16 protein-coding genes are annotated in these 16,175 nt (G+C 62.4%); 10 read left to right on the forward strand and 6 right to left on the reverse strand.

The window, feature by feature from the left end:
* The first annotated feature begins 408 nt into the window (after positions 1-408).
* The 6 genes from J3B00_RS05100 (at position 409) to J3B00_RS05125 (ending at position 6,951) form a co-directional block, all read left to right on the forward strand.
* Positions 409-1,545, forward strand: coding sequence for a branched-chain amino acid ABC transporter substrate-binding protein (locus J3B00_RS05100; RefSeq protein ID WP_209864939.1), 1,137 nt, complete (start codon positions 409-411; stop codon positions 1,543-1,545).
* 154 nt (positions 1,546-1,699) lie between these two features.
* A complete protein-coding gene (locus J3B00_RS05105) occupies positions 1,700-2,614 on the forward strand; it encodes a branched-chain amino acid ABC transporter permease LivH (RefSeq protein ID WP_209864943.1) in 915 nt (304 codons plus the stop codon).
* A gap of 2 nt (positions 2,615-2,616) precedes the next feature.
* Positions 2,617-3,906: a high-affinity branched-chain amino acid ABC transporter permease LivM gene (gene livM / locus J3B00_RS05110; RefSeq protein WP_209864946.1), complete on the forward strand. Its 1,290-nt coding sequence runs from the start codon at positions 2,617-2,619 to the stop codon at positions 3,904-3,906.
* On the forward strand, positions 3,903-4,778 hold the full coding sequence (locus tag J3B00_RS05115; RefSeq protein WP_209864949.1) for an ATP-binding cassette domain-containing protein: 876 nt from the start codon (positions 3,903-3,905) through the stop codon (positions 4,776-4,778). The genes livM and J3B00_RS05115 overlap by 4 nt, the downstream gene beginning before the upstream one ends.
* Complete coding sequence (locus tag J3B00_RS05120) at positions 4,775-5,491, forward strand: ABC transporter ATP-binding protein (protein WP_209864952.1); 717 nt, start codon at positions 4,775-4,777, stop codon at positions 5,489-5,491. Before J3B00_RS05115 ends, J3B00_RS05120 begins: the two co-directional genes overlap by 4 nt.
* Positions 5,492-6,186: 695 nt before the next feature.
* Positions 6,187-6,951, forward strand: a complete 765-nt coding sequence (locus J3B00_RS05125; RefSeq protein ID WP_209864955.1) for an SDR family oxidoreductase — start codon at positions 6,187-6,189, stop codon at positions 6,949-6,951.
* 175 nt (positions 6,952-7,126) lie between these two features.
* Here J3B00_RS05125 and J3B00_RS05130 read toward each other — a convergent pair whose 3' ends face one another.
* The 3 genes from J3B00_RS05130 to J3B00_RS05140 all read right to left on the reverse strand — a co-directional run bounded on the left by J3B00_RS05130 (position 7,127) and on the right by J3B00_RS05140 (position 9,482).
* Positions 7,127-8,236, reverse strand: a complete 1,110-nt coding sequence (locus J3B00_RS05130) for an AGE family epimerase/isomerase (RefSeq protein WP_209864958.1) — start codon at positions 8,234-8,236, stop codon at positions 7,127-7,129.
* 171 nt (positions 8,237-8,407) lie between these two features.
* Positions 8,408-9,040 (reverse strand): TetR family transcriptional regulator, encoded by a 633-nt coding sequence (locus tag J3B00_RS05135; protein ID WP_209864961.1) that lies wholly within the window; start codon positions 9,038-9,040, stop codon positions 8,408-8,410.
* A 121-nt stretch (positions 9,041-9,161) separates the two neighbouring features.
* Entirely contained in the window at positions 9,162-9,482 is a 321-nt protein-coding gene (locus J3B00_RS05140; RefSeq protein ID WP_209864964.1) for a hypothetical protein, read from the reverse strand.
* Positions 9,483-9,822: 340 nt separating this feature from the next.
* Here J3B00_RS05140 and J3B00_RS05145 point away from each other — a divergent pair, with 340 nt between their 5' ends.
* Positions 9,823-11,880 carry an AsmA family protein gene (locus tag J3B00_RS05145; RefSeq protein ID WP_209864967.1) on the forward strand — a complete coding sequence of 686 codons (2,058 nt, stop codon included), beginning with the start codon at positions 9,823-9,825 and terminating at the stop codon, positions 11,878-11,880.
* Positions 11,881-12,104: 224 nt separating this feature from the next.
* On the opposite strand, the gene J3B00_RS05150 is transcribed toward J3B00_RS05145, so the two are convergent.
* Complete coding sequence (locus J3B00_RS05150; protein ID WP_209864970.1) at positions 12,105-12,635, reverse strand: ferritin-like domain-containing protein; 531 nt, start codon at positions 12,633-12,635, stop codon at positions 12,105-12,107.
* A gap of 43 nt (positions 12,636-12,678) precedes the next feature.
* The gene (gene osmE / locus J3B00_RS05155; RefSeq protein ID WP_209864973.1) at positions 12,679-13,020 is read right to left on the reverse strand and encodes an osmotically-inducible lipoprotein OsmE; all 342 of its coding nucleotides are present in this window, start codon (positions 13,018-13,020) and stop codon (positions 12,679-12,681) included.
* A gap of 122 nt (positions 13,021-13,142) precedes the next feature.
* Between osmE and J3B00_RS05160 the strand changes: the two genes are divergently transcribed.
* Positions 13,143-14,033, forward strand: a complete 891-nt coding sequence (locus J3B00_RS05160; RefSeq protein ID WP_209864976.1) for a triacylglycerol lipase — start codon at positions 13,143-13,145, stop codon at positions 14,031-14,033.
* Here J3B00_RS05160 and J3B00_RS05165 read toward each other — a convergent pair.
* Positions 14,014-14,907 (reverse strand): DMT family transporter, encoded by an 894-nt coding sequence (locus tag J3B00_RS05165; protein WP_209864980.1) that lies wholly within the window; start codon positions 14,905-14,907, stop codon positions 14,014-14,016. The two genes, J3B00_RS05160 and J3B00_RS05165, sit on opposite strands and share 20 nt — an antisense overlap.
* A gap of 109 nt (positions 14,908-15,016) precedes the next feature.
* Here J3B00_RS05165 and J3B00_RS05170 point away from each other — a divergent pair, with 109 nt between their 5' ends.
* Both J3B00_RS05170 and J3B00_RS05175 read left to right on the forward strand, forming a co-directional pair.
* Complete coding sequence (locus tag J3B00_RS05170; RefSeq protein ID WP_209864983.1) at positions 15,017-15,802, forward strand: helix-turn-helix transcriptional regulator; 786 nt, start codon at positions 15,017-15,019, stop codon at positions 15,800-15,802.
* Between the two features lie 74 nt (positions 15,803-15,876).
* Entirely contained in the window at positions 15,877-16,149 is a 273-nt protein-coding gene (locus J3B00_RS05175; RefSeq protein ID WP_209864986.1) for a PsiF family protein, read from the forward strand.
* The last annotated feature ends 26 nt before the right edge of the window (positions 16,150-16,175 follow it).

Genomic DNA, 16,175 nt, shown 5'->3' on the forward strand with positions numbered 1-16,175 from the left:
GTGGCCGCTTCGCGGGGCAAGCCCGCTCTTACAGGTTCAGATAACGCGGCGATCTTGCAGAAACAGGTGTTTTTCCGTGCACCAGCTAGCCTTGAAACAGTGCCCCCTGTAGCAGTCGCGCACCAGCGGTGTGCACTTCGGTGACGCACGCGGTTACAGGCAGGTTGCACGTTCACACTGGGCGGGGTTGCAATGATGGCACTGGATGGTTGCTCCTTTGCTGGGTCGGTGGTGGCGCCTTGCCGGTGCCAGACGGTTGCACGCTCAATAAAGAAAGCCCGGCGCGTGCCGCCGCGCAGCCCTCCCGGTGTGTTTCCTTGAATAACAAAACCAATGGCACGGCCCTTGCTCTGAGCAAGGTGCTGAAGTTGTAGTGCCAACCAAAAAAAACTCTAGGAGCACCACCTCATGTCGCAGACGTTTTACAAGAAAGGTTTCCTGGCGCTCGCCGTGGCTACGGCACTGGGTGTTTCTTCGTATGTTCAGGCCGACCTCAAGATCGGCGTCGCAGGCCCGATGACCGGGGCCAACGCAGCGTTTGGCGAGCAATACATGAAAGGTGCGCAGGCAGCGGCCGACAAGATCAACGCCGCAGGCGGCGTCAATGGCGAGAAAATCCAGTTGGTAAAAGGCGATGACGCCTGCGAGCCGAAGCAAGCCGTGGCCGTCGCCAACCGCCTGGTCGATCAGGACAAGGTAGCCGGCGTGGTAGGGCACTTCTGCTCGTCGAATACCATTCCCGCATCCGAGGTGTATGCCGATGCCGGGGTCATCGCCATCACGCCTGGCTCGACCAACCCGCAGGTGACCGAGCGCGGTCTGGACGCCATGTTCCGCATGTGCGGGCGTGACGACCAGCAAGGTATCGTCGCCGGTGACTACATTGTCGATGTGCTCAAAGGCAAGAAGGTCGCGGTTCTGCACGACAAGGACACCTATGGCCAGGGCCTGGCGGACGCGACCAAGGCTCAGCTTGAGAAGCGCGGGGTAAAACCCGTGCTGTATGAAGGCCTGACCCGTGGCGAGAAAGACTTCAGCGCCGTGGTCACCAAGATCCGTGGCGCAGGCGCCGACGTGGTCTACTTCGGCGGCCTGCATCCGGAAGCCGGCCCGCTGGTTCGCCAGTTGCGTGAAGCCGGCCTGAAAGACGTCAAGTTCATGTCCGATGACGGCATCGTCACCGACGAACTGGTCGCCACTGCGGGCGGCGCACAATATGTCGATGGCGTGTACATGACCTTCGGCGCCGACCCGCGCCTGCTGCCCGACAGCAAGGCGGTAGTCGACGAGTTCCGCAAGAACGGTACCGAGCCAGAGGGCTACACCCTGTACGCCTACGCTTCGGTTCAGGCCCTGGCTGCCGCCTTCAACGGCGCCAAGTCGAACAAGGGCGAAGAGGCCGCCAAGTGGCTCAAGGCCAACCCGGTGCAGACCGTCATGGGCGAGAAGAAGTGGGACGCCAAGGGTGACCTGACCGTCTCCGACTATGTGGTCTACCAGTGGGACAAGGACGGTAAGTACCACCAGCTGGAAAAACAAAAATAACAACGGCTGACGGCCCGGGCGCGCGCCCGGGCCAACGCCCCTGCGGTACCTGTCTTTATCCGTAGATCTGCACCGGTTCTGCGCTGCGAGGGCCGCTTCATCCGAGGCTCGCCGTGGTCGGCGCTTGTGCAATCTCACTCAGCGAGATTGCGTTATGGATGGTATTTTCCTGCAGCAACTGGTCAATGGCCTGACCCTCGGGTCGGTCTATGGCTTGATCGCCATCGGCTACACAATGGTCTATGGCATCATCGGCATGATCAACTTCGCGCACGGCGAGGTGTACATGATCTCCGCATACCTTGCGGCGATCAGCCTGGCATTGCTGGCTTATTTCGGTGTCGAATCCTTCCCCCTGCTGATGCTCGGCACACTGCTGTTCACCGTGGTGGTCACCGGTGTGTACGGCTTCACCATTGAACGCATCGCCTACAAACCGCTGCGCAATTCCACTCGGCTGGCGCCACTGATCAGCGCCATCGGTATTTCGCTGATCCTGCAGAACTACGCCCAGATCAGCCAGGGTGCTCGTCAGCAAGGCGTGCCGACCCTGCTCGAAGGTGCTTGGCGCGTGGAAGTGGGCACAGGCTTCGTGCAACTGACCTACACCAAGATCTTCATCCTCATTGCCGCGTTCGTCGGCATGGGCCTGCTCACGTATGTGATCAAGTACACCAAGCTCGGACGCATGTGCCGCGCGACCCAGCAAGACCGCAAGATGGCCTCGATCCTGGGCATCAATACCGACCGGGTGATCTCCTACGTGTTCGTCATTGGCGCGGTGATGGCCGCCCTGGCCGGCGTGTTGATCACCATGAACTACGGCACCTTTGACTTCTATGCCGGCTTCATCATCGGCATCAAGGCGTTTACCGCGGCGGTGCTGGGCGGCATCGGCTCGTTGCCGGGTGCCATGTTGGGCGGGATTATCCTGGGGATTTCCGAGTCGCTGTTCGCAGGCCTGATCAACTCCGACTACAAGGACGTGTTCAGCTTCTCGCTGCTGGTGCTGATCCTCATCTTCCGTCCCCAAGGCCTGCTGGGTCGCCCGCTCGTGGCTAAGGTGTGAACATGTCCTCAGCGCAAACTGTTTCTTCCGCATTCGATATCAAACGCAGCCTGATCGAAACCGTGGTTGCCGGCCTGCTGGCACTGATCGTGTTTGGCCCTGTGGTCGGCGTGGTGCTCGACGGCTATACCTTCAATGCCGAGCCGGCCCGTGTGGCCTGGTTGGTCGGCGGGGTAATGGTCGGGCGCTTCCTGCTCAGCCTGTTCTTCCAGAGCAGCGCCGGCCAGCGCATGCTGCAAGGCTTCGACAGTGGCGGCACGGGCGTGCATGTGTTGGCGCCAGACTACAAGTCGCGCCTGCGCTACATCATCCCGGCGCTGGTGGTGATCGCCATTGTCTTTCCGATCTTTGCCAACAAGTACCTGCTGACCGTGGTCATCCTCGGCCTGATCTACGTGCTGCTAGGCCTGGGCCTGAACATCGTGGTCGGCCTGGCCGGGCTGCTCGACCTGGGCTACGTGGCGTTCTACGCGATCGGCGCCTATGGCCTGGCGCTGGGCTATCAATACCTGGGCCTGGGCTTCTGGAGTGTGCTGCCGCTGGCGGCCATTGCTGCGGCATTGGCCGGGTGCATATTGGGCTTTCCGGTGTTGCGCATGCACGGTGACTACCTGGCGATCGTCACCCTGGGCTTTGGCGAGATCATCCGGCTGGTGCTGAACAACTGGCTGTCGTTTACCGGTGGGCCCAACGGCATGCCGGCGCCGTCGCCGACCTTCTTTGGCCTGGAGTTCGGCCGTCGCGCCAAGGACGGCGGGGTGCCGTTCCACGAGTTCTTCGGCATCGACTACAACCCCAATATCAAATTCCTGTTCATCTACATCGTGTTGTTCCTGGTGGTGCTGGCGGTGCTCTACATCAAGCACCGGCTGACCCGCATGCCGGTCGGCCGTGCCTGGGAAGCGCTGCGCGAAGACGAGATCGCCTGCCGCTCGATGGGCCTCAACCACGTGCTGGTCAAGCTCTCGGCGTTCACTCTCGGGGCGTCCACGGCGGGCCTGGCCGGGGTGTTCTTTGCCACCTACCAGGGCTTCGTCAACCCGTCGTCGTTCACCTTCTTCGAGTCGGCGCTGATCCTCGCGATCGTTGTACTGGGCGGCATGGGTTCGACCGTTGGTGTGGTCATCGCGGCGTTCGTCCTGACCGTGGCGCCGGAGTTGCTGCGCAGCTTCTCCGAGTACCGCGTGCTGCTGTTCGGCGTGTTGATGGTGTTGATGATGATCTGGCGACCGCGCGGACTGATCCGTATCAGCCGTGCCGGTGTGGTCCCGCGTAAAGGAGTGGCGCCATGAGTGAGGAAATCATTCTGTCGGTCGAACACCTGATGATGCAGTTCGGCGGCATCAAGGCGCTCAGCGATGTCAGCCTGCAGGTCAAGCGCAACCAGATCTTCGCCCTGATCGGGCCTAACGGCGCCGGCAAGACCACCGTGTTCAACTGCCTGACCGGCTTCTACAAGGCCAGTGGCGGGCGCATCGAACTCAACGTGCGCGGCAACCGCACCGACGTCATCCAACTGCTAGGCGAGCGCTTCCAGGCGACTGACTTCGTTTCGCCGGCACGCTTTGCCAACCGCCTGTACTACAAGATGTTCGGCGGTACTCACCTGGTCAACCGTGCAGGCCTGGCCCGGACCTTCCAGAACATTCGCCTGTTCAAGGAAATGTCGGTAGTGGAAAACCTGCTGGTGGCCCAGCACATGTGGGTCAACCGCAACCTGCTGGCCGGGGTGCTCAACACCAAGGCTTATCGCAAGGCCGAGAGCGATGCGCTGGACCACGCCTTCTACTGGCTGGAGGTGGTCGACCTGGTCGATTGTGCCAACCGCCTGGCGGGCGAATTGTCCTACGGCCAGCAACGCCGGCTGGAGATCGCCCGGGCCATGTGTACGCGGCCCAAGATCATCTGCCTGGACGAACCGGCGGCTGGTCTCAATCCGCAGGAAACCGAGGCGCTGAGCCGCATGATCCGCGTCTTGCGCGATGAGCATGACATCACCGTGGTGCTCATCGAGCATGACATGGGCATGGTCATGAGCATCTCCGACCATATCGTCGTCCTCGACCACGGCAACGTCATTGCCGAAGGCGCACCGCAGGAAATCCGCCACAACCCGACGGTAATCGCCGCTTATCTGGGTGCTGATGAAGAGGAACTGGTATGACTGCACCCATTCTCGAGCTGAAGGACCTGGACGTGTTCTACGGGCCGATCCAGGCGCTGAAAAAGGTCTCGATGCACATCAACGAAGGCGAGACGGTAAGCCTGATCGGTGCCAACGGCGCGGGCAAGTCGACCTTGCTGATGTCGATCTTCGGCCAGCCGCGCGCGGCGTCCGGGCAGATCGTCTATCGCGGCACCGACATTACCCGCAAGTCCTCGCACTACATTGCTTCCAACGGCATCGCCCAGTCGCCGGAAGGACGCCGGGTGTTTCCCGACATGACTGTCGAGGAGAACCTGATGATGGGCACCATCCCGATCGGCGACAAGCATGCCGCCGAGGACATGCAGCGCATGTACGAACTGTTCCCGCGGTTGAAGGAGCGGCGTACCCAGCGGGCGATGACCATGTCCGGTGGCGAGCAGCAGATGCTGGCGATTGCCCGGGCCTTGATGAGCCGGCCCAAGCTGTTGTTGCTCGATGAACCGTCGCTGGGGCTGGCGCCGATCGTGGTCAAGCAGATCTTTGCCACCCTGCGTGAGTTGGCCAAGACCGGTATGACCATCTTTCTGGTCGAACAGAATGCCAACCATGCGCTGAAGCTGTCGGACCGGGCTTACGTGATGGTCAACGGGCAGATTCGCATGACCGGTACGGGGCAGGAGTTGCTGGTCAACGAAGAAGTGCGTAACGCCTATCTCGGCGGCCATTGAGATTGCTGGGGCCGCTGCGCGGCCCTTTCGCGACACAAGGCCGCTCCCACAAGGCGCTTCCACAGGCGCCGCGACTCTGTGGGAGCGGCCTTGTGTCGCGAAAGGGCTGCACAGCAGCCCCAGCAATCTCAATGTGGACAACGTGTCGCACACCCGCCGCCATATCCCCGCAAACCCCGCTCCGAGCCCTTGTTTCCACAGGCACAAAACTGTCCACGGATAATGTGTGGCTGCCTGTGGAAAACATGGTGGCAATCAGCTGTAGGCCCCACCGTTAGAGGCCTGGAGGTGTCTGATCGTTTTTTGATCAAGTGCTGCTAATCATTGATTCTACAGGGATAAATCCACACCCTAGGCATCCACCATAAATCCTGTCAATTCTGTGGATAACTCTGTGCAAAAGCCTTGGACAGACCGCTGCAAGCGGCACGTTTGAAAGCGTTGCGCCATCACCACAGAGTTATCCCCAGACGCCTGCACGGCTGATTCGTTCCCGCAACCCGACGAGTTGCCCCCATTCCGTGGGGAAAGGCCTGTGGATAACATGCGTATACACTGCGCCGAGGCTTCTGCTGCAAGGCTTTGCGGGGTTTGATCATTTTTTGATCAGTCTGCAAAACGGCTTGCTGGTAGCGCTGGCGGCGGGCATCCTTCCAGGCCTGCCGACGACACCCCCCATTGCGAAGGAGAACAGCATGACGTCCACCGTATTCATCACTGGCGCCACTTCCGGTTTTGGCGAGGCGACTGCTCGCTTGTTCGCCGATGCCGGCTGGAAACTGGTTTTGACCGGCCGCCGCAAGGAGCGCCTGGACGCCCTGTGCGCCGAGCTCTCGGCCAAGACCGAAGTGCACGGCGTGGTGGTCGATGTGCGAGACCGCGCGGCCATGGAGCAAGCCATCGCCAACTTGCCGCCAGCGTTCGACAAACTACGCGGGCTGGTCAACAACGCCGGCCTCGCGCTGGGTGCGGACCCGGCGCAGAAGTGCGACCTGGACGACTGGGAAACCATGGTCGACACCAACATCAAGGGCCTGATGTACACCACCCGCCTGCTCTTGCCGCGGTTGATCGCCCATGGCCGTGGCGCGTCGATCCTCAACGTCGGTTCGGTGGCGGGCAACTATCCGTACCCGGGCAGCCACGTGTATGGCGGCACCAAGGCGTTCGTTGGCCAGTTCTCGCTGAGCCTGCGCTGCGACCTGCGCGGTACTGGCGTGCGGGTCAGCAACATCGAGCCGGGTCTGTGTGAGAGTGAGTTCTCCCTGGTGCGCTTTGGCGGAGACCAGTCCAAATACGACGCCACCTATGCTGGCGCCGAGGCGATCCAGCCGCAGGACATCGCCGAGACCATCTTCTGGATCCTCAACCAGCCGGCGCACATCAATATCAACAGCCTTGAGCTGATGCCGGTGAGCCAGGATTGGGCTGGGTTCTCGATTGATCGCTCGGCGAAGTAGAGCGAACCTCAGGACACAGCGGCCAGCCCTGTAGGAGCGGGCTTGCCCCGCGAAGAGGCCAGCCCGGATACCGACTGCGTAGGGCAAGGGCTCTGCCCTTGTTCGCGGGGCCAGCCCGCTCCTACAAGGAAGAGGTGTCAGTTACAAGGTAGAGGTGTCAGGTAGAAGTGAGGGGTCAGGCCAGGCGCTGCAAGCCTTCAAGGCAGGTCGCCAGGTGATAGGGCGTGGTCGACGGCATGTCATGCCGGCTCACCACGCCGCTGGCGTCCAGGCATTCGTGCCAGCCGCCCGCGTGCAGGAAGCTCGCTTCGAAGTTCAGCAGTTGCTGCAGCAACTGTTCTTCGCTGCCTGAACGCAACGCCAGTGCCCGCACATACTCAGCCTTGGCCCAGATGCGTTGAGTCGGGTCGATGACCTCGCCTTGGACATTGAGCGACGCCAGTACTGCCGAATCCTTCACGCCCGTTTGCTCGGCGTAGGCAAATGCCTGGGTAATGGATGCGTGCAGGGCGCTGCCTCGCAGCAAAGGTGAAGTTTCGAGCAGATAGAACCATTCGAACTGATGGCCCGGTTCAAACCAGTTATCCACAGCCCCGCGCGGTTGCTCCAGCATCAGGCCATGCTCGGGCTCGATGAAGTGCGCATGCAGGGCTTCGCACAGCTGCAGGAGCGCCTGCTGCACGTCGTCATCGTCGCGTACCGCCAGGGTCTGCAGGAAGGCTTCGGCCAGGTGCATCTGCGGATTCTGCAACGGGCCGCTGCCCAGGTCTGCCCAGTCTTCAGCGAGGCTTGCTTCGTACAGGCCATCATCGCGGGCGAAACGCTCGGCGACGATGTCCAGGGCGGCGTTCAACGTGGCTTCCACCAAGCCCTCGCGAATCTTGCCCCAGTAGTGCGCGCAGGCGAAGACGATGAAGGCGTGAGTGTAGAGATCCTTGCGCCGATCGAGCGGCTGCCCGGCGGCATCGATGCTGTAGAACCAGCCGCCGTGTTCGGCATCGTGAAAATGCCGCTGCAGCGAGCGAAACAGCGCCCCGGCGCGCTCGGCCGCACCCGGTTGCTCGATGCGGCTGCTGAACAGGTATAACTGACGGGCGACGGCCATGGCCCGATAGCGCTGCACGGGCAGCGGCTGGTGCTGTGCGTCGAGCGCTTCGAAGGGCAGGGCCAGCTCTGCGTTCCAGCCCGGACCTTGCCACAGCGGCACGATGCGTTCGGCGAAATGCTGGCGCAAACGGGCAATGCGGGTGGTCAGCTCGGACGGGGTGGGGCGGGGGTCGGACATGGAAGCGCTCGTCGCAATCGGGCAGTGCGTCATGGTAGCAGAACTGGTGAGTGGCGCTGGAGCAGTGCTGGTGTGTCAGTCCTGGCCTCTTCGCGGGGCAAGCCCGCTCCTACAGGGATCGCAGCGCCGACTGAACCTGTAGGAGCGGGCTTGCCCGGCAGTAACGCTGTATCAGCCGGAGCTGCTCAGGCCCTGCCAATGCCGTGCGCCGACGAAGATGAAGCGCAACTGCTGGGTGATTTTCTCCTGCGCGCTCATTGGCTGCGCAGTCTGTGGGTCAGGGCTGTCGATCAGCTCGGGCAGGGTGGCGAAGACAGTCTTCACCACCAGGTCTGCCATGACTTCCAGGGCCGCTGCGTCTAGGTGCTTCCAGCGTGGCATGCGCCCCAGGTCGGTAGCGAGGTCTGAGCTGATGTCCAGGCGCAAACGGGCGATGGCCTGGCGCACGGCCTGCGAGCCACCGTACTGTTCGCGGGCGAGGAACAGGAACTGCGCGCGGTGGGCGGCGACCACATCGAGAAAGATGCGTACCGAGGCGTCGGTGATGCCACCCAGTTCGAATTCGTTTTGCCGCACCAGGCGGATGGTGCGCCGGAAGGTGACGTCGACTTCCTCGACCAAGGCCAGACCGAGGGCGTCCATGTCGGGAAAGTGCCGATAGAACCCGGTCGGCACGATGCCAGCGCTCTTGGCCACTTCGCGCAGGCTGATGCTGCCGAAGCCGCGGCCGCTCTCCATGAGCTGGCAGGCAGCATCCAGCAGGGCCTGTCGGGTCTGTAGCTTCTGTTCGGCACGAGGCAGCATGGTGAGGCTTCTGTGGCTGTACGACGGGGCATTCTGGATAGAAAAACAAAGCCCGGTCAATGGACCGGGCTCGGAGGATAGCAGGCGCAGTGTCGTGGATTGTTCTTTTCGACCATGGCGATCAGCTCGCGCGGCTGATTTCTACCAGGCGATCAGAGCCCCCTTCGGCGACTCGGCCAGTGCGTTCGATCAGGCGATCAGAGCCGCCTTCGGCAACCCGGCCAGTGCGTTCGATCAGGCGATCCGAACCACCCTCGGCGACACGGGCGGCACGTTCCTGCAAGCGCTCGGCGCCGCCTTCAGCCAAGGTGTCGAGGGGCTGGGCAGCAGTTGCAGTGCTCGAGCGGGACTCGGCGGTCAGGTGTTGTTCCTGGGCCGGCAGGGCGAAGGCACTGGTGGCAGCGAGGGTCAGGGTCAGGCTCAGCAGCAGTTGGCGTTTCATGATTTGGTGCTCCTCTGGGGGGCTGGAAAGTGGGTACGGAGCCAATGCTACTCGCGCTCGCGCCAGAGAAAAGTTCATAAGGGTAATGGTAACAATCGACCGCATTGATACTGTGCGCAGACGCCTCTAGATCAATGTTTGCAGGGTGTAAGCTGGCCAAGTAATGGCGTGTTGCGAAGTGCCCTTCAGGGGCAGGTGCTGAGGAAAAGCCGATCAAGCTGTCAGGAAATTCCTGGTTATCATGCGCCTTGGATTAAACCCCTCGGGTTTTCATCAGTCCGACATACTAAGTGCCATCGTCCGTGCCCGCTTTGTGCCATGCAGTCAGGAGACCTCCGCAATGACGCGCCCAGCCAGAATCTTCACCTGGATCTTCACCAGCCTGATCACCGTGCTGGCGATCCTGGTGGTGGTCATCGCCACGTTCGATTGGAACCGGGCCAAGCCACTGCTCAACGAGAAAGTCTCCGAGGCCTTGCAGCGTCCCTTCGCGATCAACGGCAATCTTGCCGTGCAGTGGCGCACCGAGCCGGAAGAGGGCGGCTGGCGTGCGTGGGTGCCGTGGCCGCGGTTCATTGCCGAAGACCTCACCCTAGGCAACCCGGACTGGCTGAAGGAGCCGCAGATGGTCAGCCTTGAGCGCGTCGAGTTTCGCCTGGCGCCGCTGCCGCTGATCTTCCAGCAGATCGTCATCCCGCGCATCGACCTGACCAAGCCTAATGCCAGCCTGACCCGGCTGGCCGATGGTCGGGCCAACTGGACCTTCGACTTCGGCCCCAAGGACGACAACGCTGAACCGTCGAAATGGGTACTGGACATCGGAGCCATCGGCTTTGACCAAGGCAACGTCAGTTTTGACGACCAGACCTTGAAAACCAGCATGAAGGTGCAGATCGACCCACTGGGCAAGCCGATCCCGTTCAGTGAGATCGTGGGCAAGGCCAGCGCCGACAAGGCCGCCGGTGCCCAGGACTACGCCTTCGGCCTCAAGGCCAAGGGACGCTACAAGGATCAGCCGGTGTCCGGCACCGGCAAGATCGGCGGCCTGCTCGCGCTGCAGGACGCCAACCAACCGTTCCCGCTGCAGGCCGATGTGCGCATTGCCGACACCCATGTGGTCGTGGCCGGCACCCTGACCGATCCACGCAACCTTGGCGCCCTTGACCTGCGCCTGCGCCTCTCGGGCAAAAGCCTGGGCAACCTGTACCCGTTGACCGGAGTGACCTTGCCGGACACTCCGCCCTATGCCACCGACGGCCGCCTGATCGCCAATCTGCACGACCCGCAAGGCGCCCGCTTCAACTACGAAGGCTTCAACGGCAAGATCGGCGACAGTGATATCCATGGTGACCTGGGCTTCGTCGCCAGCCAGCCGCGGCCCAAGTTGTCTGGCAAGCTGGTGTCCAATCAACTGCTGTTCAAGGACCTCGCGCCGCTGATCGGTGCCGACTCCAATGCCGAGCAAAAGGCTCGCGGTGGTGCCAGCAAGCAGCCAACGGACAAGGTCCTGCCGGTTGAAGAGTTTCGCACCGAGCGCTGGCGGGCGATGGACGCCGACGTCAGCTTCAGCGGCAAGCGCATCGTTCACAGTGAGCAGTTGCCGTTCAAGGATCTGTCGGCCCACGTTCTGCTAGAGGATGGTCTGTTGCGTCTGCAGCCACTGCGCTTTGGCGTGGCGGGCGGCAACCTGTCTTCGGACATCCGCCTGGACGGTCGCAGCGTGCCCCTGCAAGGCCGTGCCAAGCTGACGGCGCGTGGCTTCAAGCTCAAGCAGTTGTTCCCGACCTTTGCTCCGATGCAGACCAGTTTCGGCGAGCTCAACGGCGATGCCGACCTGAGCGGGCGCGGTAACTCGGTGGCCGCGTTGCTGGGTACCTCGAATGGCGACCTGCGGCTGTTGATCAACGATGGCGCAATCAGCCGTGACTTGATGGAAATTGCCGGACTCAACGTCGGCAACTATGTGATCGGCAAGCTGTTTGGTGACAAGGACGTGAAGATCAACTGCGCGGCCGCCGATGTCGGCATCAAGGATGGTCTGGCCAGCACCCGGCTGTTTCTCTTCGACACCGAGAACGCGATCATCTATGTCGACGGCACGGCGAACTTCGCCAGTGAGCGCCTGGACATGAAGATCACCCCTGAGTCGAAGGGCGTGCGCCTGTTCTCGTTGCGCTCGCCGCTGTATGTACGCGGGTCGTTTGCCAAGCCTAGTGCTGGCGTGCAGGCGCTGCCATTGGCTTTGCGCGGCGCGGGGATGGTGGCGCTGGGAGTGGCGATCGGGCCGGCGGCGGGGTTGCTGGCGTTGATTGCGCCTAGTGGGGATGTGCCTAACCAGTGCACGCCGCTGCTTGAACAGATGCGTGCGGGCAAGGCGCCAGCGGCGGTCAAGAAGTGAGGTAAAGGCGGGGGACGGGCGCGGTTGCAAGGTTGGCGCGTACCCTGTAGGAGCGGGCTTGCCCCGCGAAGAGGCCGGTCCAGCCACCGTGGTGGATGGCACTGGCTTCGCCGGTTTCGCGGGGCAAGCCCGCTCCTACAAGATTTTGCTAAATCAATGAGTTAGCGTTTTCGCTGTGGGGGCGGATTTGGGACGCGAGAGGGGCGCAAAGCGCCCCCCAGCTGTTACAGGCCTTGCAGCAGATCCGCCATGTCGTCGGCGTGCTCTTCTTCCTGGGCGAGGATGTCTTCGAAGATGCGTCGGGTAGTCGGGTCGCTCTCGCCAATGAACTGAATGATCTCGCGATAGCTATCAATCGCAATCCGTTCGGCCACCAGGTCTTCCAGCACCATCTCTTTCAGCGAGTTACCCGCAACGTACTGCGCATGCGAGTTCTTGGTGAGGTTGTCTGGGTTGAAGTCCGGCTCACCGCCGAGCTGGACGATCCGCTCAGCCAGCTTGTCGGCATGTTCGGCTTCCTGGTTGGCGTGCTCGAGGAACTCCGCAGCAGCGACGCTGGCCTTGATGCCGCTGGCCATGAAGTAGTGACGCTTGTAGCGCAGCACGCACACCAGTTCAGTCGCCAGCGACTCATTGAGTACCTGCAGGATCTTTTCGCGATCGGCGTTGTAGCCTTCGGTCACCGCCCCTTGCTCGACGTGCTGACGGGCACGTTCGCGCAGGGTCTTCACATCGGTCAGTTCAACATTGCTCATGATTATCTCCGAAAAAACAGGGTGGTCAGGGCGTCAGGAGGGCTCAGGTGCCGGACACGGCTTCCTTGTCCTCTTCTCGTTGCTTGCAGGTCTTGAAGCCTTTGGCATCGACGTGGCCAGTGGCATCAAAACGCACGTAGTAAGGCTGCTGGTGGCCGTCGCGGTTAAGGATGTAGTCGTTGCAGGTGCCACCATGGGGCAGGTCGATGACCGTCGATGGGCTGCCGCCAATGGCGATCACCTTCTGCATGGTCATGCCGTTCTCGACCTGCTTGACCAGCGGTTCGTCACGGTAGGTGACGTAGTCCACCGGGTTTTCCGGGCGGCTGCCGCAGGCGGCCAGGGTGGCGCTGGCCAGAAGGATTGCCAGGGTCTGCTTGTACATGGTCCCGCTCCTTGCTCAGGGTCTGTTTGGTTTGGAACCGCAGCGCGCCTCAGGAGTTCGATTGCGATCGTCATCGACGGGCCTGTAGTGTTGGCCAACTGACCACGCAGAGGGCAAAGGCGATGACCCAGGATCTGGCCACGCGATACCCGTTGGTGCTGGTGCCGGGCATGCTCGGTTTCGTGCGCGTACTGCTCTACCCCTACTGGTTTGGCATCGTCCCGGCATTGCGCAAGGGTGGCGCCAAGGTGTACCCGGTGCAGGTCTCACCGCTGCACAGCAGTGAAGTGCGCGGCGAGCAGTTGCTGGCGATCATCGAAGACCTCTGCCAGCGCACCGGCGCCGAGCGGGTCAACCTCATCGGCCATAGCCAGGGCGCACTCAGCGCCCGCTATGCGGCGGCCAAGCGGCCGGATCGGGTCGCTTCGGTGACTTCGGTAGCCGGGCCCAATCATGGCTCGGAGCTGGCCGACTACCTTGACCACAAGGCGCCGGGCGACTCTCCCCACGGGCGCATCCTCAAAGCCGTGTTGCATGGCCTGGCGCAGCTGTTGGTTTGGCTGGAGACTGGTTGGCGGCGCGATCCGCTACCGATCGATGTGCACGCCTCGCATCAGTCGCTCACCCACCACGGCGTGGCGCGGTTCAACCTGGCTTATCCACAGGGGCTGCCAGAGGTGTGGGGCGGGGAGGGGGCGTATGAAGTGAACGGCGTGCGCTACTACTCCTGGTCCGGCACGCTGCAGCCGGGACGCACCGACCAGGGCCGCAACCGCTTTGATGGCAGCAACCGCTTCTGCCGCCTGTTCGCGCGCACCTTCGAGCGCGAAAAAGGCCAGTGTGATGGCATGGTCGGGCGCAACAGTTCGCACCTGGGCCAGGTGATCGGTGACGACTATCCGCTCGACCACCTGGACATCGTCAACCAGTCACTCGGCGCGGTGGGCAAGGGCGCCGAGCCGGTGCGGCTGTTCACTGAACACGCTGCCCGGCTTAAAGCTGCGGGGCTGTAACGGCGCGGCGTAGCGGGGTGGTCCAGCGTTCGGCGAGGAGCACGCCGGCGAGGGTCAGCAGGCCGCCATACAGGTGATAACTGGCCAGCTGTTCGTCGAGTACCCCGGCGGCGATCAGGGCGGTGACCACCGGCAGCAGGTTGAAGAACAAGGTCGTGCGGCTCGGCCCCAGGCGCTGTACCGCCTGCATCCACAGCAGCGGGGCGATCATCGAGGCGAGCACGCAGGCGTACAGCACCAGGCCGATGTTGTTGCTGTCGAGCCCAGTCTTGCTGGCGAACAGGAACGGCGGCAGCAGCACGATGATCGCCACCAGCACTTGCAGGTAGAGCAATTGCAGGGGCGGCAGACGCAGTTGCCATTTCTTCAGCAGAAAGCTGTACAGGGCGTAGGCAAAGGTTGCCACCAGCATCAACAGATCGCCGCGGTTCAGGCCTTGGTCGAGCAGCGCCTGTGGCTGGCCGGCAGAGACCACTTCGACCACCCCGACCAATGACACCAGTGCGCCGAGCAGGGCGCCATAGGTCAACCGCTGGCCTAGCCAGGCGATCGACAGGGCCAATGCCATCAGCGGCATCAGCGAAACGATGATGCCCATGTTGGTCGCGCTGGTGACGCTTGCGGCGAAGTAGGCCAGGCTTTGGTAGAGGGCCATGCCCAGTACGCCGAGGATGATCACCTTGCCCAGGTGCGGGCGGATCGCCGCGCGGTTGCGCCAGACCTTGGGCAGCAGGAACGGCGTGAACAGCAGGCCGGCCAGCAGCCAGCGATAGAAACCGATCTCGGCCGGTGAGATGGCACCGGCCGAGAGCTTGGTGACGACGGTGTTGCCGGCCCAGATGAGGATGGCCAGCAGGGGGAAGGTGTAGTTCATGTTGCGGGTGCTCTTGTGCTGTAGCAGAAAATCCTGGTGTCGCGCATTATCCGCTGTCTGTCCGCAAGCCTATACTCCTATCCAGACAACCCACCCTGCGATCCAGACAATGACCGGCAAATACCTCGAAATCCCCCAGTTCGACCAGCTCCCGGCCCCGGTCTACTTCCGCTACGACGAGTTCAGCGCCGACACCTTCAGCGCCCCCCACAGTCACGCCTGGGGTCAGCTCAACTACGCCGCTCACGGCGTGATGCACCTGGACGTTGCCGGCCAGCGCTTCATCTCGCCGCCGCACTACGCCGTGTGGGTTCCGCCTGCCACCGAACATGGCTGTTACAACCCTCAAGCCATCGTCTATCGCTCGGTGTACCTGCACCGCGACCTGTGCCAGGCACTGCCCCAAACGCCGTGCAGCCTGGAGATCAGCGAGATTCTCAAGGCTATTCTGGGCGACTTTGCCCGGCGCGACCTGACGATCGCCCAGGACCAACGCGACCAGCGCTTGGTCGAGGTCCTGCTCGATCAGCTGTCCCTGGCTCCCACTCAGGCCTGCTATCTGCCCTTCGCGCGCAATGAAGGCCTAGGCCAGGTGCTCGAAGCCCTCAGCGCCGAGCCTGGCGACAACCGGCCGCTGGCCGCGTGGGCGGCGCGAGTGCACGTAAGCGAGCGGACCCTGGCGCGGCAGTTTCTGCGTGAACTGGGCATGAGCTTTGGTGAGTGGCGTCTACGCTTGCGTTTTTTGCGCGCGATCGAGGCCTTGGAAGCTGGCGAGCCGATCCAGGCGATCGCTTTTGACCTTGGCTACAGCAGCGCCTCGGCGTTCATTGCAATGTTCCAGCGTCAGGCCCAATGCACCCCCGAGCAATACCGCCGGCGGGCCCGTGCCGCCTGAGTGAGCGCCGAAAAAACTTGTCTACACTCAGCGTCATGTCCGTGCGTCGGGCGCGGAGACAAGGAGATCACGCCATGAAGATGCTGCACGTGCCGTTGCTGCTGTTGGGGCTATTGATCAGCGCGCAAGGATTTGCCGCCACTGCCCAGCAGGAGAAGATGAAAACCTGCAATGCCGAGGCCACCGAGCAGACCCTCAAGGGTGATGAGCGCAAAGCCTTCATGAGCAAGTGCCTGAAGGCTACCCAGCAGGAAAAGATGAAGACCTGCAACGCCACCGCCAGCGAGAAGACCCTCAAGGGTGACGAGCGCAAAGCATTCATGAGCGACTGCCTGAAGAAGAAGTGACCTGCGCCTATGTTTGCTGGCAGAAG

Origin of the sequence: Pseudomonas sp. BP8 (assembly GCF_017875955.1) — a bacterium.
Classification (GTDB): domain Bacteria; phylum Pseudomonadota; class Gammaproteobacteria; order Pseudomonadales; family Pseudomonadaceae; genus Aquipseudomonas.

Excerpts from the sequence above, each read along its gene's own strand:
- J3B00_RS05165 (WP_209864980.1), bottom strand. The coding sequence starts at position 14,907 with ATGAACTACACCTTCCCCCTGCTGGCCATCCTCATCTGGGCCGGCAAC.
- J3B00_RS05115 (WP_209864949.1), top strand. The coding sequence starts at position 3,903 with ATGAGTGAGGAAATCATTCTGTCGGTCGAACACCTGATGATGCAGTTC.
- J3B00_RS05105 (WP_209864943.1), top strand. The coding sequence starts at position 1,700 with ATGGATGGTATTTTCCTGCAGCAACTGGTCAATGGCCTGACCCTCGGG.
- J3B00_RS05100 (WP_209864939.1), top strand. The coding sequence starts at position 409 with ATGTCGCAGACGTTTTACAAGAAAGGTTTCCTGGCGCTCGCCGTGGCT.
- J3B00_RS05130 (WP_209864958.1), bottom strand. The coding sequence starts at position 8,236 with ATGTCCGACCCCCGCCCCACCCCGTCCGAGCTGACCACCCGCATTGCC.
- J3B00_RS05175 (WP_209864986.1), top strand. The coding sequence starts at position 15,877 with ATGAAGATGCTGCACGTGCCGTTGCTGCTGTTGGGGCTATTGATCAGC.
- J3B00_RS05160 (WP_209864976.1), top strand. The coding sequence starts at position 13,143 with ATGACCCAGGATCTGGCCACGCGATACCCGTTGGTGCTGGTGCCGGGC.
- J3B00_RS05120 (WP_209864952.1), top strand. The coding sequence starts at position 4,775 with ATGACTGCACCCATTCTCGAGCTGAAGGACCTGGACGTGTTCTACGGG.
- J3B00_RS05125 (WP_209864955.1), top strand. The coding sequence starts at position 6,187 with ATGACGTCCACCGTATTCATCACTGGCGCCACTTCCGGTTTTGGCGAG.
- J3B00_RS05135 (WP_209864961.1), bottom strand. The coding sequence starts at position 9,040 with ATGCTGCCTCGTGCCGAACAGAAGCTACAGACCCGACAGGCCCTGCTG.
- J3B00_RS05170 (WP_209864983.1), top strand. The coding sequence starts at position 15,017 with ATGACCGGCAAATACCTCGAAATCCCCCAGTTCGACCAGCTCCCGGCC.
- osmE (WP_209864973.1), bottom strand. The coding sequence starts at position 13,020 with ATGTACAAGCAGACCCTGGCAATCCTTCTGGCCAGCGCCACCCTGGCC.
- J3B00_RS05145 (WP_209864967.1), top strand. The coding sequence starts at position 9,823 with ATGACGCGCCCAGCCAGAATCTTCACCTGGATCTTCACCAGCCTGATC.
- J3B00_RS05140 (WP_209864964.1), bottom strand. The coding sequence starts at position 9,482 with ATGAAACGCCAACTGCTGCTGAGCCTGACCCTGACCCTCGCTGCCACC.
- J3B00_RS05150 (WP_209864970.1), bottom strand. The coding sequence starts at position 12,635 with ATGAGCAATGTTGAACTGACCGATGTGAAGACCCTGCGCGAACGTGCC.
- livM (WP_209864946.1), top strand. The coding sequence starts at position 2,617 with ATGTCCTCAGCGCAAACTGTTTCTTCCGCATTCGATATCAAACGCAGC.